Genomic DNA, 24379 nt, shown 5'->3' on the forward strand with positions numbered 1-24379 from the left:
GCGAAAGGCGGTTCCATGGCCCAGCAACACGGGATCATCGTGCTCTTCGACGTCGAGAACGCGCTCCGGACGCGATCGCTCGACGGCAACACGTACTGGTTCGACAACATGAAGTTGTTCGGTTCCGCCGGGGTGGGCACCGAGCAGCTGGTGACGATCGTGCCCGGCACCCACTTCCTCGACGGGTCGCAGGCGACCGAGCAGGTCCTGAACTGGCTGCCCGCGGCGCTGGGGTCGATCCCCCCGACGGTGCCGCGCAACTACCTGGCCGAGCAGGAGCGCGCCGACGACCGGCGCACGCTGAGGGAGCTGGCCTCGCTCAGCACCGAGGACGGCGTGAGCGACACCGATCTCAAGCGGCTGCAGCGACGGGTCGGCAAGCGCGCCGGCAAGTCGAGCAGCGGGCGCGGCCTCACCGCGGCCAAGCTGCTGGACGTCACCGGCAAGACCACGAGCGGCAACACCGCGTACAACTACCCGGCTCCGGTGATCACCGACATCACCGGCGAGGCCGTCACCGAAAAGATCATGTATCCGGCCCAGTACGGGTCGCCCGACATGATCTACGACGGCTGGTACTGGGCCGCGACCGTGGACACGACCCGGCCCGGCGTCTACTCGTACACGGTGCACGTCCAGCTGCACGAGCTGGTCGAGCGGAACGACGACATGGTCTGGGAGTCCGTGGAGATGACCTGCAAGTCCAGCCTCAAGATCATCAACGACCCGAAGCGAAACGGGTTCACCGGTGCCGGAGTGGGCGTGCTCCCCCTCCCGGCGGTCCCGGCCGTCCGCTGACCCGACCCGGAGCATTTTCGAGCGGAGGAGCCACATGCCCCCGAGGAACAAGCAGCCAGAACGCCAGCCCGCCCAGTCCACCCAGTCCGCCCAGCCCACCCGGCCCGTGACGATCACCGCGGTGGTCGACCCGGTGGCCGCGCTGGCGTCGGAGAACCTGGACGACAACCTCTATTTCTACGACACCAACAAGTCCGCGGGATCCACCGGTTTCGGGACCCCCGCGCTGCACAGCCGGGTGCGCAAGGGCGACACCCTGCTGTGGAACGTGATCCCGCTGGAGTGCGAGACCTACGTGTCCCTCAGCGACATCGAGATCGACCCGCAGATCGCCGAGCCCACGCAGAAGGTGTATCCCGGCACCGACATCGTGTTCTGGACCGCCGAGGTCAAGCAGGACATCACCGAGCCGGTCCCGTACCGGCTCTCGTTCCTGCTCGGCACCGTCAGCACGCCGTTCACCCCCACCGCCCGGCCGGCCCTCGCCGGTCCCGCCAACGAGGGAAAGGAAGGCCGATGACCCAGGCGTACGCGGCCACGGACTTCACCGATCGCGGCCAGCTCAACTCCGTCCAGCTGAACGTGGTGACCCTCGTCGACATGGAGAGGGCCGCCGCGACGCAGTCCCTCGAGGGCTGCCTCTACATGATGGACAACAGCGTCGGCGGGGTCGGGCAGGGCAGCGACCACCTGGAGACCATCTGCAAGCAGGGTCAGGTGGTCAACTGGATCATCCGCCCGATCGACATGCACCGCGGCGCGGACGGCACCTGGCCCCCGATGCCGAAGATCAACAACATCGTCTTCCTCGACATCGAGAAGGGCGACGAGGACGACGTCGCCGAACGCCGGATCATGACCGAGCTCAAGGTCTACGGCGCTCCCGACCGGATGCGCGACAAGTACACCGCCGTCTACTACTACTGGGCCGGGGCGGTGATGAGCGAGGCCCGGCCCGGCCTCTACCGCTACCGGTTCGTCCTGGAGCTGGAGAAGGAACACGGCACCGACAAGCTGTACCTGAACTCGGTCCGCTATCCCGCGCTGCGGGTCCTGCCCGTCTGACGGTCCGCACGGGACCGTGAGCACGGCGTGGTGAGGGTGGAGGTCATGGCCGCCGGGCGGCGGCGGCCATGACCGGCCGACGCGCGGCCCGCGCCCATTCCTGCGGCCACAGGAAGGGGCGCGGGCTCTGTCTCTGTTCGGGGGCAGGTTGAGGCCCGGGGCCCGGCTCGGGGTTCGGGTTCAGGCTCGGGGTCAGGTCCGGGGTCGGGTCAGGTCTGGGCTCGGGATCGGGGTCAGGTCCGGGTTCGAGGTCGGGTCAGGTCTGGGATTGGGATCGGCGTCAGGGTCCGTGCTCGGGGTCAGGCTCCGGGGTTGGCTCTGGCTCAGGGATCGGCTCGCGCTCAGGGTCGGCTCGGGGTGGGGTTCCGGCTCGGGGCGATCGTGGTCAACGGGGGTCAACGGGAGGGTCGTCACCGGTACGGCCGGAGCCCCGGTACGGCCGAGGCCGGAGTCATCGCAGGTCACGGGGGTACCCGGGTCCGGCGTGTCCGGGAGGCGCGGGATCCCCGCTCGGCTAGCGTGATCCGGACGATGCCCGACCACGCAGCGAACGGAACCTCCCGTGACGACCACCATCACCGTGATCGGCGGCCCGACGGCCCTGCTGGAACTCGGCGGGCTGCGCATCCTCACCGATCCGACCTTCGACCCGCCCGGAGACCACCCCGCCGGGCCGCTCACACTCACCAAGACCGTCGGCCCGGCCCTCTCCCCCGCCGACATCGGCCGGGTGGACATGGTGCTGCTCAGTCACGACCAGCATCCCGACAACCTGGACACGCTGGGCCGCCGGATGATGTCCGCCGTGCCGCTGACCCTGAGCACTCCCGAGGCCGCCGCCCGTACCGGGGTCACCCCGATGCTCCCCTGGCAGCACCATGACGCCGGCCAGGTTCGCGTCACCGCCGTTCCCGCCCTGCACGGCCCGCCGGGGTGCGAGCCCGTCGTCGGCCAGGTCACCGGTTTCGTGCTCACCGGCCACGGGCTGCCCACCGTCTACGTCAGCGGGGACAACGCCTCCCTGAAGTGCGTGGAACTCGTCGCCGGGCGGTTCCCGGTCGTCGACATCGCGTTGCTGTTCGGCGGCGCCGTCCGCACCCCCATGATCGACGAGCGGCTCACCCTGAACGCCATCGAGATGGTGATCGCCGCGCGCCTGCTGAAGGCCCGGCGCGTCGTACCGCTCCACGTCGAGGGCTGGAGCCACTTCACCGAGGGCCGGGCGGATGTGCGGGCCGCCTTCTCGGAAGCCGGTCTCGACCACCTGCTCGTCGTCCCCGCCCCCGGACGACCGGTCCTCCTAGAGGAGACGGGAGCGAGCTGGTGACGGACCGCGTGCCGAACGACCAGCTCGCGCGGCCGTCGACCTCGGCGACACCGGCGGATCACCGCGCCTTCGCCCACGGCGCCCCTGGATCGGGCCACTAAGCCCCTGACCGCAAACATTCTTTACAGTAAAGAAACGATCACCAGCGTGACACGGGTCCGGAACGACTGGTGAGGCACGAAAACCGGGGCGGACAAGGGCTTGTCGCGTCTCTCGCGAACATGATTCACTGACGTCACCTTCGAAACTGTAAGCAAACTTTCCAATAACGGACCTTCCGGTTTGGTGGCTTCCCGTGGCACAACCGCTCTCGTTCGGACAGGAACGGTCCAGGTTCCTCCGCCGATCCGACCCGCAGGCCCCCTTTCAGGAGTCCGCCTTCCGGGAGTACGCCTTCCGGGAATCCGTGGATGTCCGGCGCGCGGGTGGCGTCCCGAGTGGCGTCCCCAGTGTGGATCGGCGCCCGGGGTACGCCGGGCGGACGAGCTCCGGCGTCCGGCCGGAGAGCGCTCTGTGACCACCGCGCGCTTCTCCGGTCTGACGGCGCGATCCGGCCCGCTGACGACGGGCCAGGCCAACATGGTCCGCTGCATGCTCACCGATCCGCCGGAGCACATGAACTACCGCGTCGTACGGGCCGTCCAGCCGGGCACGACGCTCGCCGTGATCGCCGAGGCCGTGGTCCAGCTGGTGACCCGGCACGAGTCCCTGCGCACGACCTTCCACGACGACCTCCAGCATGTCCTCGCCACCGGGGGCGTACCCATCGAGGTCCACGACACCGGCGAGCCCCCGGCCGGACCGGACTCCGCCGGGGACACGGGAGATCCCGGGGACGCGGTTGGCGCCGGGGGCGCGGGCGATCCCGGGGACGCGGGCGATGCACCGGTAGGCGTCGGTGGCGCGGAGAGCGGGGAGAGCCGACAGACCGGGGGGCGGGAGAGCGGCGGGGGCGCGGAGGGCGAGGGTTCGGAGGGCGGGGGTTCGGAGGGTGTCGGTGGCACCGGGGGCGGGGGGCCGGTTCGGGCTCGCGCCGAGACGCCCGACACCAGCCTCGCGGCCGAGACGCCCGACACCGACCTCGCGGAGGAGGTCGCGCGGCGGCTCCAGGGGACGCGCTTCGCGCTGGACACGGAGATCCCGCTCCGGGTCGCCGTGGTCACCTCCGGCGGCGTGCCGCGACAGGCCGTTCTGGTGACCACGCACAGCGCCATGGACGCGGCCGGGCTGGCCGTACTGCTCGCCGAGTGGGAGGAGCTCCTCCTCGGCAAGCCGCTCGCGCCGGTGACGGCGCCGCAGCCGCTCGACGTCGCGGCGGCCGAACACACCCCGGCCGGTCTGCGGCGGGCCGGGGCGGCGCTCCGCTACTGGGAGGGCCACCTGCGCCGGGTGCCCCGGTCCACGCTGACGGTCCCGGTGGACGGCGAGACGGACTGGCTCCTCCCCCGGCTGCGCGTGCGCTCGGTACCGGCGGCCAGGGCGCTGGGGCGGATCTCCGCACGCACCGGGACGAGCCCGTCGGCGGCGGTGCTCGCGGCCCTCGCGGTGCTCGCCGGGGCACGGGCCCGCCTGCGGACGGTCGTCGTGCTGTCCATCGCGGCGAACCGGTTCCGGCCCGAGCTGCGCGAGTACGTCGGGCCGCTCGCCCAGGACGCGCTGATCCCGGTGGAGGTCGGCGAGGACGGCTTCGACACCGTGTTGCGCGGCGCGCGCTCGACGACGATGGCCGCGTACCAGAACAGCCGGTTCGACTCGGACGCCCTCATCCGGATCATGGAGGACGTCCAGCGGGAACGCGGCCTCTTCTTCGCCCGGGACGTCGTGTTCAACGACATGAGCGTTCCCGGCCGGGGCGCGCGGGTCAGCCGTACCGGCGAGGACGTCCACTCGGTCTGGCTCCCGCCCGCGACCCTGCCCACGCGCACCTCGCTCTGGGTCCACCGGCTGCACGGCGAGTTCGACGTCACCCTGTGGGCCGACCCGCGATGCCTGCCTCGCGGCGACACGACGGCCCTCGGCGAGGGGATCGCCCGGCTGCTCATCGAGGCGGGCGACCGGGACGTGCCGCTGGCCGAGCTGACCGCCCTCACCGGCGTCGTCCCCGTCCCACGGGACGACGGCTGGCTGCTGGTCGACGGGGGCTGGGTCCACCTCCCCGAGGTCGAACGCCTCATGACGGACGCGCTCGCGCGGCTGACCGGCGAAACGGCCCTCACCGCAGGAACGACCGTCGTCGCCGAGCCCGACGAACGGCTCGGGCACCGGCTGGTGTGCTTCACGTCGGCCGAGACCACCCCGGAGGCGCTGCACTCCGCCTGCCTGAGCCTGCTGTTCGGCCGCATGTCGGCTATGACCCCGCACCACTACGTCGTCTGCGCGACCGCCCCGCCCCCGGGCGCGTCCTGGCGGGACCTACCGAGAGTCGCCGAGGGCTCCGGACGCTGACACGCCTCATCGTGCCCCCGCGCCCGGTCTGACGTCCGTGCCCATATCCGACGTCCGTAGCCATAGACGTGCCCGTGGACGTGTTCATGGACGAGGGCCATGGGCGTGACTCTGTGCATAGCCATGGCCATGAACGTGGCCGTGGCCACGGGCGTGATTGTGCCCATGCCCGTGACCGTGCTCATGCCCGTGACCGTGCTCATGCCCGTGACCGTGCTCATGGCCGTGACCGTGCTCATGGCCGTGACCGTGGCTGTGGCCACGGGCATGGCCGTGGCCGTTTCTCGGTCGAGGACGACTCCGTCGTTCCGAGGCCGGTCGAGCCACCACCTTCACCGCGCCCGGCCGTGATTCCGCGTCGTGAGGAATAACCGGCATCCGGTCGCGACTTGGCCCTGGACATGACCGCCACATCATTTGATCCGCGCACGCTGCTCGCGGAGAGCCGGCTCGGTGTCCTCGCGACGATCAAGTCGGACGGCCGCCCGCAGCTCTCCCCCGTCATGCCCTTCTACGATCGGGAGGCCGGTCTCCTCTACGTCTCGATGACCGAGGGACGCGCCAAGACGGCGAACCTGCGCCGTGACCCCCGGGCCACCCTGGAGGTCACCGGCCCCGACGGCCTGGCGTGGGCCACCGCCGAGGGCACGGCGACACTCACCGGACCGGGGACCGATCCCCACGGTCCCGAGGTCGAGGCGCTGGTCGACTACTACCGCGTCGCCGCCGGGGAGCACCCGGACTGGGACGAGTACCGGTCGGTGATGGTGTCGGACCGCAGGGTGCTCATGGTGATGACTGTCGACCACGTGTACGGCGAGAGGATCGGCTGACAACGCCCGGCGGAGTCCCCGCACGCCTGGTCCGTGCCGGTCCGTGCTGGTCCGTTCCGGCCCATGCGGTCCGTGCTGGTCCATTCCGGCCCATGCGGTCCGTGTCAGTCCATGCGGTCTATGCCGGTCCATGCGGTCCGTGCGATCCACGCGGACCATGCGGTCCGTGTCAGTCCACGCGAACCGTACGAACCGCGCGGTCCGTGCCGGTCCGTGTCGCGTCGTATTGCGCCGTACCGCGCCGCGTTCTCACCGGGTCGCGGTCCGTACGGACCGGGCCGGACGCCGGGGCTCCGTCGGCCGGTCGGCGCGCCGTCGCCGAGGGCCGGCAGGTCGCCGTGCCCCGGACCTGCCGTGCGGGACCTGCCCTGCACCGGCCGCGTAGGACCTGCCCCGGGGCGACCGTGCCAGGACCTGCCTCGGAGCGGACGCGTTCTCACCTGCGGTGATCCCCGGGCAATTATTACGATCATCTTTTTGGCACGCGATACTCGATGATGGGGAGGCACCATGTAAGGACGCATGACCTGAAACATGGTTAATCGCTATGCTCTTGAAACACGGCAAAGGGGGCGAGCCTGTGCAGCGCGTGGTGGTCGATCCTGAGGTGCCCAGGGAGGTCGCCGACCTCTTCCGCCGGAACGGTCCGCTGCTCTACCGCCTCCGCACCGGCCGCCCGCCCAGGGACAAGGACGACCCCAGGGTTCCCAGGGCGCTCGTGGGGATCTTCGGCGGGACGGTGGCGCTCGCGGGGGGCGGCATGTTCGTCATCGGCGCTCCGGGCCCCGAGACCGTCGTGGCGCTCACCATGCTGATCTTCGTCTACCTCTTCATCCTCGGGGTGATCTACCTCGCCAGGAAACCCTCTCCCGCCGACTCGATCGAGCGGATCCTGTACGCGCACGCCCGGCACTGGCAGGGACGCTTCCTGATCCTGGAGGACTTCGACCACGACGCCAGGCACCTGCTCGGCCGGGTCCAGCGCGCCATCGACTATGTCCTGCGCTCGCGGGTCAACGCGATGGGGATGCTCGACAGCGTGCGCAACTCGGTGATGCTCCCCGCCGAGGAGTGGGAGATCGCCCGGCTGCTGACCAAGCTCTCCGCGCTGCGGGCCAAGCACCGCCACCTCGCCAGGGGCGGCAGGAGTCCCGAGGTGGCCGCGGCGATGGCACCGCTGGAGCGGGCGCTGGCCGCCAGCGAGGCCGCAGTCCTCGCGCGGGTGGAGGCTCTCGAACGCTACGCGGGCCACGTGGCCGCCGCCGAGCGGGCGCTGCTCTCCCAGGGACAGATCGAGGCCCTGCGGGCGCACCTGCCCGAGTACGAGCAGCTCGTCGCCGAGGCGGGGGCGGCCAGGTTCTCCGGCCCGGAGATCGGGCATCTCAGCGACGACGCCGACATGCTCCGGCGGGCGCTCCGCGAGAGCGTACGCTCGGCGCACGAGGCGTTCCGCCATCTCGACGGCTGACGTGAATGTGATCGAAGGAGGGGCGAGCCCGTGCGGCGAGTGGTGGTCGATCCTGAAGTCCCCCCAAAGACCGCCGACCTGTTCCGCCGGCACGCGTCGATGCTGTCACGCATCCGCGCCGGTTGGAGCCCCGAGCCTCCACCGCCCAACTCGCGCCTGCCCGGAAGGTTCCTGAACGTCGGCGGAGGGGTCGCGGCGCTCTTCCTGGTGTGCCTGATGTTCCTCGCCGATGTCGGGCAGCTGCTGTTCTTCATGCTCGCGCTGCTCGTCTTCGTGGTCTTCGTCGGCCTGCTGGCCGCCCGTGAGCCGGCCGAGCCGGAGACGATCGAGCACGAGCTCTACCGCGAGGCCCGCTGGTACGAGGGCCGCTACCTGCTGCCCGCCGAGGACTTCGACTACAACGCCGGGCAGTTGCTCGACCGGACCCAGCAGGCGATCGACTACATCCTGCGCTCGCGGGTCAACGCGATGGGGATGCTCGACAGCGTGCGCAACTCGGTGATGCTCCCCGCGCAGGAGTGGGAGATCGCGCGGCTGCTGACCAAGCTCTCCGCGCTGCGGAACGAGCACCACGAGTTCGTGTACGGCGGCAGCACCCCGGAGGTGGCCGCCGCTATGGCGCCGCTGGAGCGGGCGCTGGCCGCCAGCGAGGCCGCCGTCCTCGCGCGGGTGGAGGCTCTCGAACGCTACGCGGGGCACGTGGCCGACGCCGAGCGGGCCCTGCGCGCCCACGAGCAGATCGAGGCGCTTCGCGCGCGGCTCCCCCGCTACGAGGAGCTGCTCGCGGAGTCCGGGGCCGACGTCTTCGCCGTACCGGAGATAGGGAGGCTGGCCGAGGACGCCGGTCACCTGGAGCAGGCGCTGCGCGACAGTGTCCGCTCGGCGCACGAGGCGTTCCGCCACCTCGACGGCCCTCCCGCCCCGCCCCCCGGCGGCCCCGCGCCCTTCGCGAACGGGTTCCCCGCCTCCCGCGACACCTCTCCCGACACCGCTCACGGACGGTCTCCGGGCCCGGAGGACGGGCCTCCCGTCTCCCCCGGCACCCCGCCCGGCCGGTCTCCGGACCGGGAGGACAGTCCTGCCGCCGCCTCCCCTGACACCTCTCCGGGCCGGGGGGACGGGCCTGCCTCCACCGCCCCCGACGCCCCTCTGGGTCGTGGGACCGCCGACCCTTCCGGCGGATCTTCGTCCCCGGATGAGCCTCCTTTCCCCTGAGGTCTCCCGAGATCCCCTGAGATCCGGCTTCTCCCGGAGCGCGGTCTCCGGTCGCCGGGACGCTCCGGTGGGGTCTCCCGGGCCCGGTGGCGGTTCGGGGAGGTCTCGCCCTTGTCATGGATCACGAAGAAGGCGAGGATAGCTCGCGTTCTTTGGAGGTAGCATGCGGATCCGCCTGGACGTGACCCTCGGCGTGGTCGTGCTCGTCGACGTGCTCAGGGTCTTCCTGCCGTCGCTGATCACACTCTTCGGCCGGGCGGGCAGCACCCCCGCGGAGATGATGGGCCTGTACGCCGCCTCCTGGTTCGTGCTGGCCTTCCTGACCGTCCCGCTGGCCAGGTCCGTCCGGCCGCCGCTGATCGCCCTCGGCGCCGCGGGCCTGCTGCTCCTGGCCAGGCTCGTGCTCCAGCTGACCGGCGGCGGGGACGCGCAGCTGTACGTGGCCAGCCTGGGCCTGCTGGCCGGGCTGGCCTGGCTGGTGGCGATCGCGATGAGCAGCCTGGACGCCCGGCCGGTGATGGGCGGGGTGATCACCGGTCTGGCCGCCTCCACGGTGGTCCACGCGGCGCTGGACGGCATCGACCTGATGTGGCGGCCTGGAGCGGTCCCGTGGATGCTGCTGCTGGTGGAGCTCCTGCTCTTCTGCGCGTTCACCGTCCGGGCCGAACCTCCGGACGAGGAGTACTCCGGGGCTCCCCGCGCCTGGCTGGCGGTCGGCCCCGCCCTGCTGCTCTGGGGCCTCTACACGGGCAACACCGCGCACGCCCAGGCGGCGACCGACTCCGCCCAGCAGGCCGTCGCCGTGATCGTGGCAGCGTTCGCGGTGGTCTCGGCGGCGCCCGCCGCGCTGCCGGTGCTGCGCCGCCCGCTCCTGCCCGCGGTCGCCCTGGTGGCCTCGGCGGTGGCGTTCACGCTGGGCAGGGCGACCGTGGACGGCGTCCACGGCGTGGCGCCCGGCTGGACGATCGTCGCGCAGATCGTCGGCCAGGTCGCGCTGGGAGCCTGCCTGGCGCACGCCGCGGCGACCTTCGGCCGGGACCGGCCCGCCGGGCGTGGCCTGGCGGCGGCCGGGGGGATGCTGCTGTTCCTCGTGTTCGCCTTCGGCTACTACGCCGCCTACGACCTCTACCTGCCCAACGGGTGGGTGCCGGTCTGCGCGGCGCTCGTCGTCGCGCTCCTGGCCGTGGTGGGCAGCGCGGGCCTGCCGCGCCGCTCCTACGACCGGCGGTTCGCGGCGGCGGCCGTGGCCTCGGTCGCCCTGGTGGCGGCCGTCCCCCTGTGGCAGGGGACCCCGCCCCGCTGGGAGCCGCCGGGCGACGGGCTGCGGATCGCGGCGTACAACATCAGGATGGGGTACGGCGAGTCGGGCAGGCTCTCCCTGGAGCGGCAGGCCGACGCGATCAGGGAGCTGAGGCCGCACGTGGTGGTGCTGAGCGAGGCCGACAGGGGCTGGCTGCTCAACGGCGGCCACGACGGGGTGCGGCTGATCGCCGAGCGGCTGGACATGCACTACATCTGGGCCCCGGCGACCGACGAGGTGTGGGGCGACGCCCTGCTCACCACGCTGCCGATCACCACTGTGAGGAACCACGTGCTGGTCCAGGGCGGCCCGACCGGCGCGCAGGCGCTGGAGGTCGGGCTGCGCTGGCAGGGCAGGGACGTCACCGTGATCGGCACCCACCTGCAGCCTCCGCCCGACTGGCGCGAGCTCGACCAGGTCGAGCAGCTCGGCGGGATCGTCAGGAACGCGGCGCGGAGCGGCGCCCCGGTGGTCGTGGCCGGCGACCTCAACCTCCAGCCCGGCGAACCCGCCTGGCGGGTGCTGACCGAGGCGGGGCTGACCGACCCCTTCGCCCCGGTGAGGCCGTTCAACACCATCCCGTCCCGGAGCGGCCCGGCCGAGCAGATCGACCACGTGCTCGTCACCCCGGGTTTCACCGGAAAAGACCAGGCCAACCCCGATGTCCCGTACTCCGACCACCGTCCGGTCGCGGTCACCCTGGTCGGCGGGCCTTGATCGAATCCCGCTGGGTAATGTCAGTCGCATGACGGGACAACCTGTACTGGTCTTCGACGGCGACTGCGGTTTCTGCACGACGAGCGTCCGGTTCGCCGAGCGCCGCGTCGGGGTGCGCGCCCAGGTCGTCCCCTGGCAGTTCGCCGACCTCCGGGCGCTGGGCGTCACGCGCGAGCGGGCCGAGCGCGAGGTGCTCTGGGTCGAGGACGGCCGGGTGTACGGCGGGGCGCAGGCGGTGGCCAGGCTGCTGATCTCCGCCGGGCTCCCGTGGAGTCCCCTGGGGCTCGTGCTGCGGGTCCCGCCGTTCCGGTGGGTGGCCCGGGGGGTCTACCGGCTCATCGCCGCCAACCGGCACCGTCTGCCGGGCGGCACCCCCGCCTGCGCCCTGCCCTCGAAGCCCTCGGACCCATCGGAGTCCTCGGAGTCCTCGGAGTCCCCTCGGTCCCCGCAGTCCCCTCGGTCCCCGGGGGCCCCGAAGTCCTCGGCGGTCTCCGGGCCCGCGGCTCCGGAACGCCGATGAAGGGCGTCCTGCTCACCGGGTTCGAGCCGCTCGACGGCGGCGCCAACCCGTCGTGGGAGGCGATCGGGCTCGTGCCCGGCGTTCGGACCGCGCTGCTGCCCTGCGCGTTCGGCGGGGCGCTGGAGCACCTGCGTACCGCGGTGGTGGAGCACGATCCGGCGGTGGTGGTGTGCGTCGGGCAGGCCGGGGGACGGCCGGACGTGACGGTGGAGCGGGTGGCCGTCAACCTCGACGACGCCCGGATCCCCGACCGCGCGGGGCACCGGCCGATCGACGAGCCGGTGGTGCGCGGCGGCCCCGCCGCCTACTTCTCCACCCTGCCGGTGAAGGCGTGCGTGGCGGCGGCGCGGGCCGTCGGGGTCCCGGCGAGCGTCTCGCAGAGCGCCGGGACGTTCTTGTGCAACCACCTCTTCTACGGCCTCATGCACATGATCGCCACCGAGCGTCCGGCGATCCGCGGGGGGTTCGTGCACGTGCCGTTCAGCCCCGAGCAGGTCCTGGGCGAGGCCAGGCCCTCCCTGCCCGTCCCGCTGGTCGCCCAGGCGCTCACCGCGATCGTGACCACCGCCCTCTCGGTCTCCCTGGGCGGCGACCTCCGCCTGGTCGGCGGCTCCCTCCACTGAGGGCCCACTCGTCGGCCGGCCGGGGGCTCGGCGGGTCAGGTGGCTCGGTGGCTGGGTGGGTGGGCCGGGTGAAAAGGTTGAGCGTTGACGGGCGGTTCGTGTCAGGATGCTCGGCATGTCTGGTCGCGCACTGAGCTTCGGAGCGATGGCGGAAGCGTACGAACGGTTCCGGCCGGGGTATCCCGCTGAGCTTTTCGACACGGTGATGGCGTACGCGGCCCAGCCGGTCCGGACCGCCCTGGAGATCGGGGCCGGGACCGGCAAGGCGACCCGCCTGTTCGCCCGGCGAGGGATCGCGGTCACCGCGACCGAGCCCGACGAGGCCATGCTCGCCGAGCTGCGCAAACACGTGCCGGAGGGCGTCAGGACCGTGCGGGCCGCGTTCGAGGACGTGCGGCCGGGCGAGAGGTACGGGCTGGTCTACGCGGCGGCGGCGTTGCACTGGACCGCCCCGGAGGGTCGGTGGTCACGCGTGGCGGCGCTCCTGGAGCCGGGGGGTGTGTTCGCCTCGTTCGGCGGGCCGATCCAGCTGGTCGACCCGGCCGTGGGGGAGGCCGTTCGCGCGGCGCGGGCACCGTTCCTGGCCAGCGACGAGATGCCGTCCCCCGACGGGACGCCTCCGGAGGAGGCCATGCAGTGGCCGGGCACGGAGCTTCAGCGGTCCGAGCAGTTCACCGACGTCCGGCAGTCCGTGATCGAGCGGCGCCTGACGATGACGGCCGGTGAGTACGTCGGCCTGCTCTCGACCGTCTCGGCCTATCTCATGTTGCCGCCCTCGGAGCGGGAGCAGGTGTTCGACCGGATCGCGCGCGTCCTGCCCGCGACGGTCGAGATCACCTCCGACATCACCCTCCATGTCGCCCGCCGGCGCCGCGAGCGGTAGTCCGAGAGGTCCGGCCCTCTCAAGAGGGGTGTGCGGCCTCAGAGGGGCACGCCGTACACCGCGCGGCGGCCCGCGAACTCGCTCACGCTCCACAGCGTCCTCTTGTCGCGGACGCAGGTCAGGTCCTCCGGGCCCACCGGGTAGGGGCGCCTGCGCACCGTGTCGCCGACCACGATCAGGGTGCCGTTCCCGGTGGAGCCCGCGGTCTGGCTGAGATACCAGCCGCCCTCGTAGGAGAGCGCGCCCTGGATCTTGCCCGCGGGCAGCGCGTAGGCGTCCACGGCCTTGACGACGCTCCCGGCGGGGGCATTCAGGATTCCCGCCTCGGTGAGCGGCCAGCGGGCCACCCGGCCGACCGTGCCCGCGGTGTCGACGTACTCGCCGGAGATCAGGGTGTCGGGGGCGGTGCTGCGGTCGACGGCGGCGAAGGAGAAGCGGACGGAGCCGCTGGTGGTGGTCCAGGCGTCGGTCTGCGGCATCACGTACCGGTAGCCGAATGCCTCGTACACGTCGCCCTTCCTGCCGATGCTCTCCGTGCCGTCCCCGTCGATCTCGAAGATCTGCCGGGTGTCGAAGACCCGCAGGCCCCGGGTGGTGTCGGCGACGTACAGCAGGTTGCCGTACCAGGCGACGCCGCCGGCGTGGATGTTGATCGGCGCGATGTTGCCGTCGGCGCCGGCCCGGACGAGCAGGACGTGCCGGTAGCGGAGCGTCGCGGTGTTCAGGAAGCTCAGGCGCACGCCCCGCTCGGCCCCCGACGGCGGGGTGTGGTACCAGCTCACCACGAACGTGCTCCCGCCGATCCCGGCGTCGGAGGCGCAGGTCAGCCCCTGGGGGTACCACTCCTTGGTGGTGTTGTCGCCGGCGTCGAAGCTGTACCAGTCGACCGGCTTCGGCCTCATCGTGGCGAACGCCCCGGCTCCGGCCGACCCCTTCCTGACCATGACCCGGTTGGCCTTGGCCAGGACGGTGTCGAGGGAGACCCGCTTGAGCTCCTTCTCCAGGACCTTGATCCCGGCCGCGAGACCGCCGCCGCCGTCCCGCTTCAGCCCGAACGGCTCCGCCGCTACGGCCTTCATCTGACTCATGAGGGGTCACTCCCTGTCCGGTTCCGCCAGGATCGGCGGATCAAGATACGGAGTTCATGAGTATGCCGGTACTCAAATCCCTTTTGTAGTTAAAAGTTGTAGTTAACAGGCCGGGGCGAACAGTCCCCTCCGTGGTCAGAAAGGCCAGGTGTGGACGGGCTCCCCGGCCAGCGACAGCTCCCGGTACCGGCTCACCACGCGCGCCGCCGCGGCCTGGTCGCCGCCCTCGCGGGCCAGCGCCTCCCGCTGCCAGATCGAGCCGGTACGGCGGCGGACGACGCGTTCGCGCACGATGTCCAAGGCCCACCGGGTCTCGTCCGGGTCCACGCCCATGCTGTCGAGCCCGGCCTCGGCGACCGGCAGCAGCTCCAGGGCGAGCCGCTCGGCCGGGACCTCCTCGTCCAGGCCCGGCCAGCTCAGCGGCGCGTCCAGGCCGTGGATCGCGGCGCGGTAGAAGTTGCGGTAGGCCCCGGCGAAGGGGAAGTCCTCCACCGGCTGGGCGGCGAGGGCGGCGGTCAGCCCGAGCAGGAACGCGGTGTTGGCCGCCATGTCGGGCGCGCTCGGCCCGGCGGGCAGCGCGCGCATCTCCACCCGCAGGTGGCCTCCGTCACCGGGGTCGTAGACCGGCCGGTTCCACTGCCACACGGTGCCCTGGTGGAGCCGGAGCTCGGCCAGCTCGGGGACGCCTCCGGCGGGCACCTCCTCCGGCACCGAGGTCATCGGCAGCACCGGCTCGTAGTCGCGGACGCAGGTCTCGAACATCTCCTCAATGCCCCGCACCCAGTCAGACCCGAACCCCACCCGCCGGTCCCTGCGGTCGAGCCGCTCCACGTCCCGGTCGTCGGCGGCCTCCTCGAACAGCGCGATCCTGGTCTCCTCCCACAGCCGCCTGCCCAGGAAGGAGGGCGAGTTACCGCTGACCGCGAGGACCGGGCCGATGGCCAGCTGGGCGGCGTTGTAGAAGCGGGCGAAGTCGGCGGGGGTGGTGCGGAGATGGACCTGCCAGGAGGTGTTGGCGCTCTCCAGGATCACCCCCTCGACCTCCAGCTCCAGCAGCTCGACGCCCTCGACGCGCACCCGGAACGGCTCCGTGCGCAGCCGCCGCATGCCCCTCGCCAGCGCCCGGTAGCGGCCCTCGCCGCTCAGCGCCTCGTGGGTGAAGTCGAACTCGCTCAGCGACGGCAGGATCCCGATCGCCACGGCCTGCCCGCCCTGCGTGGCGGCCGCCGCGTCCACCACGGCCATGATCTCCCGCATCTCGTCCACCAGGGCGCTGAACGGCCGCCCGGCGATCGGCAGCGGGGTCAGGTTGGCCTCCAGGTTGAACCTGCCCAGCTCCAGCGTGAGCCGATCGTCGTCCGCGGCGTCCTGCACCTCGTGGTTACGGGGAAGCGGGCGCCCGTCGGGCGTTATGAGGAACATCTCCAGCTCGGCTCCGATGGTCGCGGGACCGGCGCCGAAGCCCGGCCTCGCGAGCACCTCGCGGAGGGTGTCGAGCTGCTCCGCCAGTTTTCCCCTGAAACGGAGGAACTCCGCCTCGGAATAGCGGTCCTTGTCGACTTTCTGCCCCATCGCACCGTCCGATCAGTTGACCCTTGTGCCCTCCCTCTCTCCCAGAGTGCCCGTTCTAATCAGAACGCCTCGACACCGGGGGCGCGCACGGCGATGTGGGCTCACCGGCCCGAGGCGTGGGCTCACCGACCTAATAGGCTCACCATAGGCTCACCGGCCAGACGGGCTTGCCGGCGGAAAGGGCCGGAGGCCGGGGCAGAGCCGGGTAAGAGGAGTGTGCGCGGATGCGAGCGGTGGTCTTCGACGCCTTCGGGGCCGATCCGGAGGTCCGGGAGGTGCCCGCCCCCGAGCCTCCGCCGGGGGGAGCGGTGATCCGCGTGGAGGCCACCGGGCTGTGCCGGAGCGACTGGCACGGCTGGCAGGGCCACGACCCCGACATCCGGGTGTTCCCCCACGTACCGGGGCACGAGCTCGCCGGGGTCGTCGAGGCGGTGGGCTCCGGTGTCGCCTCGTGGCGGCCCGGCGACCGCGTCACCGTCCCGTTCGTCTGCGCCTGCGGCTCCTGCGCGGCCTGCCTGGCCGGTGATCACCAGGTCTGCGAGCACCAGACCCAGCCGGGGTTCACCCGCTGGGGCTCCTTCGCCGAGTACGTGGCCGTGGACCACGCGGACGTGAACCTGGTACGGCTCCCCGAGGAGATGGCCTTCACCACCGCCGCGAGCCTGGGCTGCCGCTTCGCCACCTCGTACCGGGCCGTGACCGCCGTGGGCCGGGTGCGGCCGGACGAGTGGGTGGTCGTGCACGGCTGCGGCGGCGTGGGGCTGTCCGCTGTCATGATCGCCGCCGCGGCCGGGGCCCGGGTGATCGCCGTGGACGTCTCTGCGGGCGCCCTGGAGCTGGCCCGGCGGTTCGGCGCCGTCGCCTGCGTCGGTGCCGAGCCGTCCGGGACCGAGCCGTCCGGGGCCGAGCCGTCCGGGGCCGGATCGTTCAGGGCCGAACCGTCCGGGACCGAGCCACTCGGTGCCGAGCCGTCTGGAACCGAGTCATCCAGGACCGAGCCGCTCGGGGCCGAGCCGTCCGGGGCTGGATCGTTCAGGGCCGAATCGTCCGGGGCCGATGTCGCCGCGCGTGTCAGGGAGCTGACCTCGGGAGGCGCCCACGTCTCGATCGACGCGCTCGGCAGCCCCGGGACGTGCCTGGCGTCGATCGAGAGCCTGCGCCGCCGGGGACGCCACGTCCAGATCGGCCTGCTGCCCGGACTCACCCCGGTCCCGATGGGCCGGGTGATCGGGTACGAGCTCGAACTCCTCGGCAGCCACGGCATGGCCGCCCACGCCTACCCGGCGATGCTGGAGGCCGTCGCCGGAGGCGCTCTGAGGCCGGACGCCCTGGTCACCCGTTCCATCGGCCTGGACGAGGCGGGGGCCGCGCTCGCTTCGATCGGTTCCGTCCCCGGGGTCACGATGATCCTGCCGTCCCTGCGCTGACGGGTCCACCGGGGCCCACCGGGCGCGGGCTCCTCGTTCTCCGGTGGGGCGTGGACAGGTCACGGTGGGTCAGGGCAGGCGGCGGACCTGGAGGTTCGTGCCCCATCTCCCGACGGCCTCGTCGTCGGCGAAGGCCAGGGCCCTGAGCATGTTCCCGCCGTCGCTGATCTCGATGTTGCGGCGCAGGCGCCGGGTCAGTTGCTCCGGCAGCCTGGTGGTGCTCGCCTCGACGGTGTCGCCGTAGAACGGGGCGAAGGCCACCCCGGCGAACCCGGTGCGGCGCAGCAGGGCGGGTACGGTCTCGGCCGAGTAGAACATCAGGTGGTTCCTGGTGAAGCCGTTCCAGCCGCTGCCGTACGCCTTGAGCTGCAGGGAGGCGGCGTTCACGGTGAGGACGAGCAGCACCCCGCCGGGGGCGAGCAGGGAGCGCAGGCGCCTGAAGTCGTCGATCGGGCGGGGCAGGTGGGCGAGGACCGACCAGAGGGTGATGACGTCGAAGCCCCCTGCGGCGACCTCCGGGACGTCCTCGGGGGCCCCGACGTGGGCCTTCGCGGAGGTGAGGCGCTCGTTGGCGGCGGCCACGGAGTCGGGTGAGAGGTCGATCCCGACCGCGTCGAAGCCGCGCAGCTCGGCGAGCCGCAGGAAGAGGCCGGTGCCGCAGCCGAAGTCGAGCAGCCTGCGTCCCTGTCCCGAGGAGAAGACGGGACCGAAGGCGTCCATGGTCAGCCGGTAGCGCCGCTGCCGGTTGGCGGCGTACTTCCCGGTCAGGAAGCCGCTGTAGCCGGTGGCGTACAGGTCGCCCAGGCGGTCGGGCCGGATGTTGGGGTTGCGGTAGAGGAAGCCGCACGCCGGGCAGCGCACCACCCGGTAACTCCATCCCCGTTTGTCGCCGGTCGGCTGGAACATCGGCTGCTGCCGCGTTTCCCCGCACAGGTGACAGGTGACGAATTCCTCGATCTCCCCCAGAAGTGTTCGTTCCCGATAGTCCTGGAATCTCAGCACGGGGGCCCGGCGAATTCTCAGGCGCCACTGGATCTCGCGGGCGATCCTTTCCCCGGGACGGACGTAAACCCGCTGCCCCCACGGGACGCGGTCGTAGCGGGAGCCGTACACGACTCGCGAGAGCGTTCGTTTGGCGGACACCGCGGCCATCCCTTCACCAGGACCTTCCCAAAAGGAGGGTTCCTATCAAAAGTGGCACGCGACCATCAATGGCTCAACCGTTCTTTCGTATCAGCGCCTTCAGGTATTCGAAGAGACCGGACAAACAATCCTCTTTCCCGAAAAGGGCAGAACACAACACGAGCACCATCACCACCAGAACCGACATATCACTTTAAATGATCTTATTGATTACTAAAGGGGTGATAGCGTTGTTGACCATGCGCCCAGAAGACCTCGCCCTGCTCAACGTCCCCGGAAGTGTCACGCTGCACGACGATCTTCTCCTCGTCGATGTGGCCCGGCCCGACCCGGAGGCCGACGCCTACCGGGGAGGCCTGTGGCGGGTGCCGGAGGACGGCCCGCCCGTCCGGTTCACCTTCGGCGAGCGCGACAGCGCGCCGCGCATCTCCCCCGACGGCACCTGGGTCGCCTTCCTGCGCGCCGCCGGCGACGGCGCCCCGCAGCTGTACGTGATGCCCACCGGCGGCGGCGAGGCCCGGCCGGTCACCGATCTGCCGCTGGGCGCGGGCGTCCCCGTCTGGGCGCCGGACTCCCGCCGGATCGCGTTCGTCGCCCGGGTCGCCGAGCACGGCCGGTACGGCACCGAGGAGGGGGTGAGCGCCGCCGCCGAGGCGCCCCGCCGGATCACCGGGCTGCGCTACCGGACCGAGGGGGTCGGCTTCGTCGTCGACCGGCGGCAGAGCCTGTTCGTGGTCAACGCCCTCGCCGACGTCCCGCAGCCGGTGCGGCTGACCGAGGGGCCCTGCGACGTGGACTCCCCCGGCTGGACGCCGGACGGGGAGCACGTACTGGTCTCGGCCCCCCGCGACCTCGACGGCGAGAGCCTGCACACGGACGTGTACGCGGTCCCGTCCGGCGGGGGCGCCCCGATCCTCGCGGTGCGCAGCGACGGCTCCGCCGACCATCCCGTCGCCCTGCCGGACGGGGACGTGCTCTACCTCGGCACGGAGTTCTCCGGCATCGACGCGATCGCCCGCAACCTGGGCCTCTACCGCGCGCCACTGCGCCTCGGCGGCGACGGCGGCGACGGGGCGGGAGCGGCCGGGACCCGGCTGACCGAGGAGGAGTCGGTGGACTGCGAGGCGCTGCCTCCCGTACCCCGGGAGGACGGCGTCCTGGTCGCGGTGCGGACGCGCGGCGCGATCGAGCTGCGCCTGGTCCCCTCCGGCGCCGCCGGCACGCCGCTGGAGAAGCTCGTCCCGGTCCTGGGCGAGCGGGCGCGCGTCAAGGCGTTCACCACCTTCGGGGAGCGGATCGTCGCGGTGCTGTCCACCCCCTCGACCCCTGGCGAGGTGGTCACCCCTGACGGGCCGCTGACCGACTTCTCCGGTTCCCTTCCCGGGATCAGGCCGCTGCGCGAGATCACCGCCGTCTCCGCCGACGGCTACCCGGTCCACGGCTGGCTCGCCCTGCCCGAGGGCGACGGGCCGCACCCGGTCCTGCTGAACGTGCACGGCGGCCCGTTCCACCAGCACGGGTGGTCGTTCCTGGACGAGACCCAGGTCTACGCGGGCGCCGGGTACGCGGTGGTCCTGCCCAACCCGCGCGGCTCCTGCGGGTACGGCCAGGCGCACGGCCGGTCGGTGGTCGGCGCGCTGGGCACCGTGGACGCCGACGACGTGCTCGCCCTGCTGGACGCGGCGCTGGCCGACCCCGCGTGCGACGCCGAACGGGTGGGCGTGATGGGCGGCTCCTACGGCGGCTTCATGACCAGCTGGCTGTCCGCCCGGCACGGGGACCGGTTCAGGGCCGCCTGGAGCGAGCGCGCGGTCAACGCCTGGGACTCCTTCACCGGCTCCTCCGACATCGGCTGGTTCTTCGCCGAGGCCTACTGCGGCCCCGACCCGGAGGCCCAGCGCGCGATGAGCCCGCTCTACCAGGCCGACCGGATCACCCTGCCGTTCGCGGTGGTCCACTCCGAGGACGACATCCGCTGCCCGGTCGAGCAGGCGCAGCGGATGTTCGTCGCGCTGCGCCGCAACGGCACCCCCGCCGAGCTGCTGCTCTTCCCCGCCGGGGGGCACGAGCTCACGCGCGGGGGCCGTCCGAGGCATCGCGTGCAGCGCTTCGAGGCCGTCCTGGAGTGGTGGTCCCGCCACCTGTCCTGACCTTCCCGCGACGTACGAGACCCGGTGAGACCGGGGGGCGGTCTCCCGGACCTCGTACCCCGGCGGCCTCGGACCTCGTACCCCGGCGGCTCCGGGCTTCGAACCCCGGCGGCCCCGGGCTTCGAACCCCGACGGTCTCAGGCCAGGCAGGTGAGGGGCTTGCCCCCGTTGTAGTCGATCATCTCCAGCATCGCGGTGACCAGGTCGATCGGCCCGCCCGGGGGCAGCCCGTCCAGCTCGGCGTAGGCCCGGTGCAGGTTGCCGACGATGCGCTCGGGGTCGAGCAGCCCGGCGTACTCCCCGAGGTCGGTCTCGCGCGCGGTCTCCAGCGGGGACAGCCCGGCCTGCCTGCCGCGTTCGGCGGTGGCGAGCACGAACCGCAGGTAATCCTGTACGTGGTCGATGGCCTCCGGCCCGCACACCCCGCCGTGTCCCGGGACGATCGTCTCCGCGCCCAGCGCCCTGAGCTCGTCGAGCGCCGCGACGGCCCCGGTCACCGACCCCATCATCACGAACGGCGTGCCGCCGTTGAACACCAGGTCACCGGAGAACAGCAGTGACCGTTCGGGGATCCACACGATCGAGTCGTTGGTCGTGTGGGCCGGTACGCCGATGTGCCGTACCTCGCAGCGCAGCTCGTCGGAGTGGACGGTCACCCCGTCGGTGTAGGTGAGGAACGGCGGGTGGATCTTCAGGTCGCCCCAGTCGACCTCGGTCCAGGCCAGCTTCAGGTAGTCGGGGATCCCGTCGGCGAGGATCATCTCCCTGGTCCGCTCGTGCCCGACGATCGTCGCCTCGGGGAAGGCGGAGTTGCCGAAGGTGTGGTCACCGTGGTGGTGGGTGTTGACCAGCGTCGTGACCGGCCGGTCGGTGACCGACCTGATTGCCTCGCGATAGGCGAGCGTACGGCGCTCGGTGGAGCAGGAGTCCACACTGATCACTCCACGGCGGCCGACGAGGAAGCCCGTGTTGTTGATCCACCAGCTCCCGTCGGGCTGCAGGTAGGCGTAGATCCCCTCGGAGACCTCCTCGACGCGCGCCGGAGGCAGGGGATGGTCGTGTCGCGATGAACTCATGCTGGGATTGTCGTGCCTGCGCCCGTCACCGGTCATACCGGATGATGTCTTTTGAGTGCTATAGACGTATTTCACAGGTAAAAATGCACACCCACCCCTGCCCCGGCCGCCACCGGGATCTCCCGATCGCGCGGGCATCGCCGGTGCTCCCGCCCGGCCCGCCCCTGACGGACACCGCGGGCAACCCGCTCCACCCGTCCGGCAACAAAACCGGCACCGCTCGCATCCAACAGGGCATGAAACGATCCATCGGCGCCGAGCGGCTCACCGCCGCCTCCGCGGTGGCGGCGGCCGTGCTGGCCGTGGCCGCGTGCGCCCCGCCCGTCTCCCCCGTCCGGAGCGCCGCCCCCACCCGGAACGCGTCCTTCACCGGGAACGCCGCCCCCTCCTCGGTTCCGGCTTCCGCCCTTACCGGGAATGTCGCTCCCTCCTCGGCTCCGGGTTCCGCCCCCGCGCGGGCCGCCACACCCGCGCGCCCCGTCACCGTCCAGACCGCGGGCCTGAAAGGCGCAGGCCTGAAAGGCGCGGGCGTCGGCGGCGCCGCCGGGCGCTGCCGCACCGAGGCGCTCGCGGCGCGCGTCGGCAGGGTGGACGCCGGAGCGGGACAGCGGTACGCACCGCTGGTCTTCACTAACACCTCCGGCAAAACCTGCTGGGTGTACGGCTTCGTCGGCCTGATCATGATCGACGGGAGTGGCGACGCGCTGCGTACCAGGACGCGCAGGGAGAGCGTCAAGCCCCGCCGGATCACCCTGCGGCCGGGAGCGAGCGCGCACGCCAGGCTCCATTGGAACCAGGTGCCCGGTGGGAACCACCCCTGCGTCACGTCCGCCCGGCTGATGATCATCCCACCGGACGAGGTGGCGCACCTGGAGATCCCTTTCAGGGCGACGGTCTGCGGCGACGGCCGCCTGGACGTCACCCCGATGGCTCCCGGGACACGCCTGTGAGGCCCTGACCGGCCACGACCCCGGGCGCACCCGGCATCCGGCCCCCTGCCTCCGGATCGGAGAACGGCAGGGGGCAGCGCGGGACGGCCGCGCAGGCCGCCAGGTCGTCACACCCGGCGTCCACCGCCTGGACCAGTGACTCGCGGATCAGCTGGAGATCGGCGATCCTCCGTTCCACCTCGGCCAGTTTCGCCCCCGCCCGCTTCCGCAGCCCGCCGCTCCCCGCGCCGCGACGGCGCCCGACCGCCACTACCAGCTCCGTCACCTCCCCCAGCGTGAAGCCGAGCCGCTGCGCCATCTTGATCGCCCGCAGGAGGGTGACCGTCTCCGGTGGATAGAGCCGGTGCCCGCCGTTGCTGCGCGGCGGCTCCTCCAGCAGCCCGCGCCGGTGGTAGTAGCGCAGCGTCTGCGCGTTGACCCCCGCCGCCTCCGCCACCTCCCCGGTACGGAGCCACTCCCCGCTCACCGGGACGCCTCGGGGGCTCACCGGGACACCCCGGGTGCCGCCGCGAGCGCCTGCACCACCAAGCCGTCGAGCACCCCGCTGTGGGTCACGGGCACCTCGACGTCCAGAACCAGGGCGTCCCGCTCCCGGGTGAACGTGAAGGTGAAGAAGGAACAGCACGCCGTCTCCCGCGCCGCCAGCTCCCGGGCGGCCTCCTCCACCCGGCCCGCCCCGCCCTCCCGGGCACCGCGCAGGGTGAGCCGCAGGTGAGTCGGGCTCATCCGCTCCAGCCCGTCCAGTGCCGAGGCGAACAACGCGTCGAACTCCGCCACCCGCAGGGGCCGCTCCCCGCTGGGAAGCACGCATTCGGCCGGTGCCCACTCCATGAAACCCTCCAAGACCTCTCCAAGGCCGGGCCACCCGTCTCCGACGCGAGCGCCCCGCACCCCGACGGTAAGCCTGTACCTGGGTACCGGATACAACCTCGAATCGCCGACCTCCCACCGGGGAAAACACGGGCGCTTCCCCCCGGTCATACGGCGGGACACCCCGCCCCCACCGGATGGACATCGAGACCGGGCACACGACGTGGGCCCCGCTTCCGGCCCGCGTTCCGGCCCACGCCCGCCCGAGTCGCCGAAGAGTTCCCGATCCGTGCACACCGGCAGGCACGTGTGCCCTTGTAACGTGGTGCCGAGATCAGGCAACCACGCTGGGAGTACGCCGCATGCGCTGGCAGGTCCACTCCGAAAAGCCTCTCTACACCGACCCCTGGCTCGACGTCCGGGTGGCGGATGTGGAGCTTCCCGACGGCAGGCACCTGGACCACCGGCTGATCCGTACCGCGCCAGGGGCCGGTGCCGTCGTCACCGACGCTCGGCACCGAGTGCTGCTGATCTGGCGGCATCGCTTCATCACCGACTCCTGGGGCTGGGAGATCCCCATCGGCGGGATCGAGGACGGTGAGGAGCCGATCGCCGCCGCCGCGCGGGAGGCCGAGGAGGAGACCGGATGGCGGCCCGGACCGCTGCGCCCTCTGCTGCGCGTCCAGCCGACCAACGGCATCTCCGACTCGGTCCACCACATCTTCCGCGCCCACAGCGCCACCCACATCGGCCCGCCGACCGAGACCTGGGAGGCCGAGCGCGTCGAATGGGTACCCCTCACCGACATCCGCGGTCTGGTCGGCAAGGGCGACATCGTGTGCGGCACCAGCATGGCCGCGCTGCTCTACGCCCTCACCGAATCGTAAGAACAAAGCGTTCCCCACAGCGGTGGCGGCCGCTCCGCTCGTGTTCGTCAGGAACGCTCGAATGGTAGGAGCAACGCCTCTG

The 24379-nt window shown here is 71.9% G+C and carries 23 protein-coding genes; 17 read left to right on the forward strand and 6 right to left on the reverse strand.

Annotated elements, in window-relative coordinates; translation table 11 throughout:
* The first annotated feature begins 15 nt into the window (after positions 1-15).
* The 13 genes from ABT053_RS01845 to ABT053_RS01905 all read left to right on the forward strand — a co-directional run bounded on the left by ABT053_RS01845 (position 16) and on the right by ABT053_RS01905 (position 13194).
* Positions 16-798 (forward strand): hypothetical protein, encoded by a 783-nt coding sequence (locus ABT053_RS01845; protein WP_350966901.1) that lies wholly within the window; start codon positions 16-18, stop codon positions 796-798.
* Positions 799-832: 34 nt separating this feature from the next.
* Positions 833-1318, forward strand: coding sequence for a DUF8788 domain-containing protein (locus ABT053_RS01850; protein WP_350966902.1), 486 nt, complete (start codon positions 833-835; stop codon positions 1316-1318).
* Positions 1315-1863, forward strand: coding sequence for a DUF8788 domain-containing protein (locus tag ABT053_RS01855; RefSeq protein ID WP_350966903.1), 549 nt, complete (start codon positions 1315-1317; stop codon positions 1861-1863). The genes ABT053_RS01850 and ABT053_RS01855 overlap by 4 nt, the downstream gene beginning before the upstream one ends.
* 562 nt (positions 1864-2425) lie before the next feature.
* On the forward strand, positions 2426-3190 hold the full coding sequence (locus tag ABT053_RS01860; protein WP_350966904.1) for an MBL fold metallo-hydrolase: 765 nt from the start codon (positions 2426-2428) through the stop codon (positions 3188-3190).
* Positions 3191-3703: 513 nt separating this feature from the next.
* Positions 3704-5635, forward strand: a complete 1932-nt coding sequence (locus tag ABT053_RS01865; RefSeq protein WP_350966905.1) for a condensation domain-containing protein — start codon at positions 3704-3706, stop codon at positions 5633-5635.
* Positions 5636-5734: 99 nt separating this feature from the next.
* A complete protein-coding gene (locus ABT053_RS01870; protein ID WP_350966906.1) occupies positions 5735-5986 on the forward strand; it encodes a hypothetical protein in 252 nt (83 codons plus the stop codon).
* A gap of 50 nt (positions 5987-6036) precedes the next feature.
* The gene (locus tag ABT053_RS01875; protein ID WP_350967103.1) at positions 6037-6468 is read left to right on the forward strand and encodes a PPOX class F420-dependent oxidoreductase; all 432 of its coding nucleotides are present in this window, start codon (positions 6037-6039) and stop codon (positions 6466-6468) included.
* A gap of 580 nt (positions 6469-7048) precedes the next feature.
* Positions 7049-7936 (forward strand): hypothetical protein, encoded by an 888-nt coding sequence (locus ABT053_RS01880; RefSeq protein ID WP_350966907.1) that lies wholly within the window; start codon positions 7049-7051, stop codon positions 7934-7936.
* 30 nt (positions 7937-7966) lie between these two features.
* Positions 7967-9151, forward strand: a complete 1185-nt coding sequence (locus tag ABT053_RS01885; protein ID WP_350966908.1) for a hypothetical protein — start codon at positions 7967-7969, stop codon at positions 9149-9151.
* Positions 9152-9314: 163 nt separating this feature from the next.
* Positions 9315-11168: an endonuclease/exonuclease/phosphatase family protein gene (locus ABT053_RS01890; RefSeq protein WP_350966909.1), complete on the forward strand. Its 1854-nt coding sequence runs from the start codon at positions 9315-9317 to the stop codon at positions 11166-11168.
* A 28-nt stretch (positions 11169-11196) separates the two neighbouring features.
* Complete coding sequence (locus ABT053_RS01895; RefSeq protein ID WP_350966910.1) at positions 11197-11688, forward strand: thiol-disulfide oxidoreductase DCC family protein; 492 nt, start codon at positions 11197-11199, stop codon at positions 11686-11688.
* A complete protein-coding gene (gene pcp / locus ABT053_RS01900) occupies positions 11685-12311 on the forward strand; it encodes a pyroglutamyl-peptidase I (protein ID WP_350966911.1) in 627 nt (208 codons plus the stop codon). The genes ABT053_RS01895 and pcp overlap by 4 nt, the downstream gene beginning before the upstream one ends.
* 145 nt (positions 12312-12456) lie before the next feature.
* Positions 12457-13194 carry a class I SAM-dependent methyltransferase gene (locus ABT053_RS01905; protein WP_350966912.1) on the forward strand — a complete coding sequence of 246 codons (738 nt, stop codon included), beginning with the start codon at positions 12457-12459 and terminating at the stop codon, positions 13192-13194.
* 38 nt (positions 13195-13232) lie between these two features.
* On the opposite strand, the gene ABT053_RS01910 is transcribed toward ABT053_RS01905, so the two are convergent.
* Together ABT053_RS01910 and ABT053_RS01915 are read right to left on the reverse strand one after the other, a co-directional pair.
* Positions 13233-14282: a hypothetical protein gene (locus tag ABT053_RS01910; RefSeq protein WP_350966913.1), complete on the reverse strand. Its 1050-nt coding sequence runs from the start codon at positions 14280-14282 to the stop codon at positions 13233-13235.
* A 135-nt stretch (positions 14283-14417) separates the two neighbouring features.
* A complete protein-coding gene (locus tag ABT053_RS01915; protein WP_350966914.1) occupies positions 14418-15854 on the reverse strand; it encodes a glutamate-cysteine ligase family protein in 1437 nt (478 codons plus the stop codon).
* Positions 15855-16078: 224 nt separating this feature from the next.
* On the opposite strand from ABT053_RS01915, the gene ABT053_RS01920 reads away from it, so the two are divergent.
* The gene (locus ABT053_RS01920; RefSeq protein ID WP_350966915.1) at positions 16079-17281 is read left to right on the forward strand and encodes an alcohol dehydrogenase catalytic domain-containing protein; all 1203 of its coding nucleotides are present in this window, start codon (positions 16079-16081) and stop codon (positions 17279-17281) included.
* Between the two features lie 69 nt (positions 17282-17350).
* On the opposite strand, the gene ABT053_RS01925 is transcribed toward ABT053_RS01920, so the two are convergent.
* Positions 17351-18424: a class I SAM-dependent methyltransferase gene (locus ABT053_RS01925; RefSeq protein ID WP_350966916.1), complete on the reverse strand. Its 1074-nt coding sequence runs from the start codon at positions 18422-18424 to the stop codon at positions 17351-17353.
* Positions 18425-18663: 239 nt separating this feature from the next.
* On the opposite strand from ABT053_RS01925, the gene ABT053_RS01930 reads away from it, so the two are divergent.
* Positions 18664-20574 (forward strand): S9 family peptidase, encoded by a 1911-nt coding sequence (locus ABT053_RS01930; protein ID WP_350966917.1) that lies wholly within the window; start codon positions 18664-18666, stop codon positions 20572-20574.
* A 137-nt stretch (positions 20575-20711) separates the two neighbouring features.
* Here ABT053_RS01930 and ABT053_RS01935 read toward each other — a convergent pair whose 3' ends face one another.
* A complete protein-coding gene (locus ABT053_RS01935) occupies positions 20712-21650 on the reverse strand; it encodes an MBL fold metallo-hydrolase (protein WP_350966918.1) in 939 nt (312 codons plus the stop codon).
* 236 nt (positions 21651-21886) lie between these two features.
* Here ABT053_RS01935 and ABT053_RS01940 point away from each other — a divergent pair, with 236 nt between their 5' ends.
* On the forward strand, positions 21887-22600 hold the full coding sequence (locus ABT053_RS01940) for a DUF4232 domain-containing protein (RefSeq protein ID WP_350966919.1): 714 nt from the start codon (positions 21887-21889) through the stop codon (positions 22598-22600).
* Here ABT053_RS01940 and ABT053_RS01945 read toward each other — a convergent pair.
* Both ABT053_RS01945 and ABT053_RS01950 read right to left on the reverse strand, forming a co-directional pair.
* Positions 22569-23087, reverse strand: coding sequence for a MerR family transcriptional regulator (locus ABT053_RS01945; RefSeq protein WP_350966920.1), 519 nt, complete (start codon positions 23085-23087; stop codon positions 22569-22571). The two genes, ABT053_RS01940 and ABT053_RS01945, sit on opposite strands and share 32 nt — an antisense overlap.
* Positions 23084-23431, reverse strand: coding sequence for a hypothetical protein (locus tag ABT053_RS01950; protein ID WP_350966921.1), 348 nt, complete (start codon positions 23429-23431; stop codon positions 23084-23086). The genes ABT053_RS01945 and ABT053_RS01950 overlap by 4 nt, the downstream gene beginning before the upstream one ends.
* Before the next feature lie 341 nt (positions 23432-23772).
* Between ABT053_RS01950 and ABT053_RS01955 the strand changes: the two genes are divergently transcribed.
* Positions 23773-24297 carry an NUDIX domain-containing protein gene (locus ABT053_RS01955; RefSeq protein WP_350966922.1) on the forward strand — a complete coding sequence of 175 codons (525 nt, stop codon included), beginning with the start codon at positions 23773-23775 and terminating at the stop codon, positions 24295-24297.
* Positions 24298-24379 lie beyond the last annotated feature (82 nt).

The sequence above is a fragment of the Streptosporangium sp. NPDC002524 genome, assembly GCF_040295985.1.
Lineage (GTDB): Bacteria > Actinomycetota > Actinomycetes > Streptosporangiales > Streptosporangiaceae > Streptosporangium.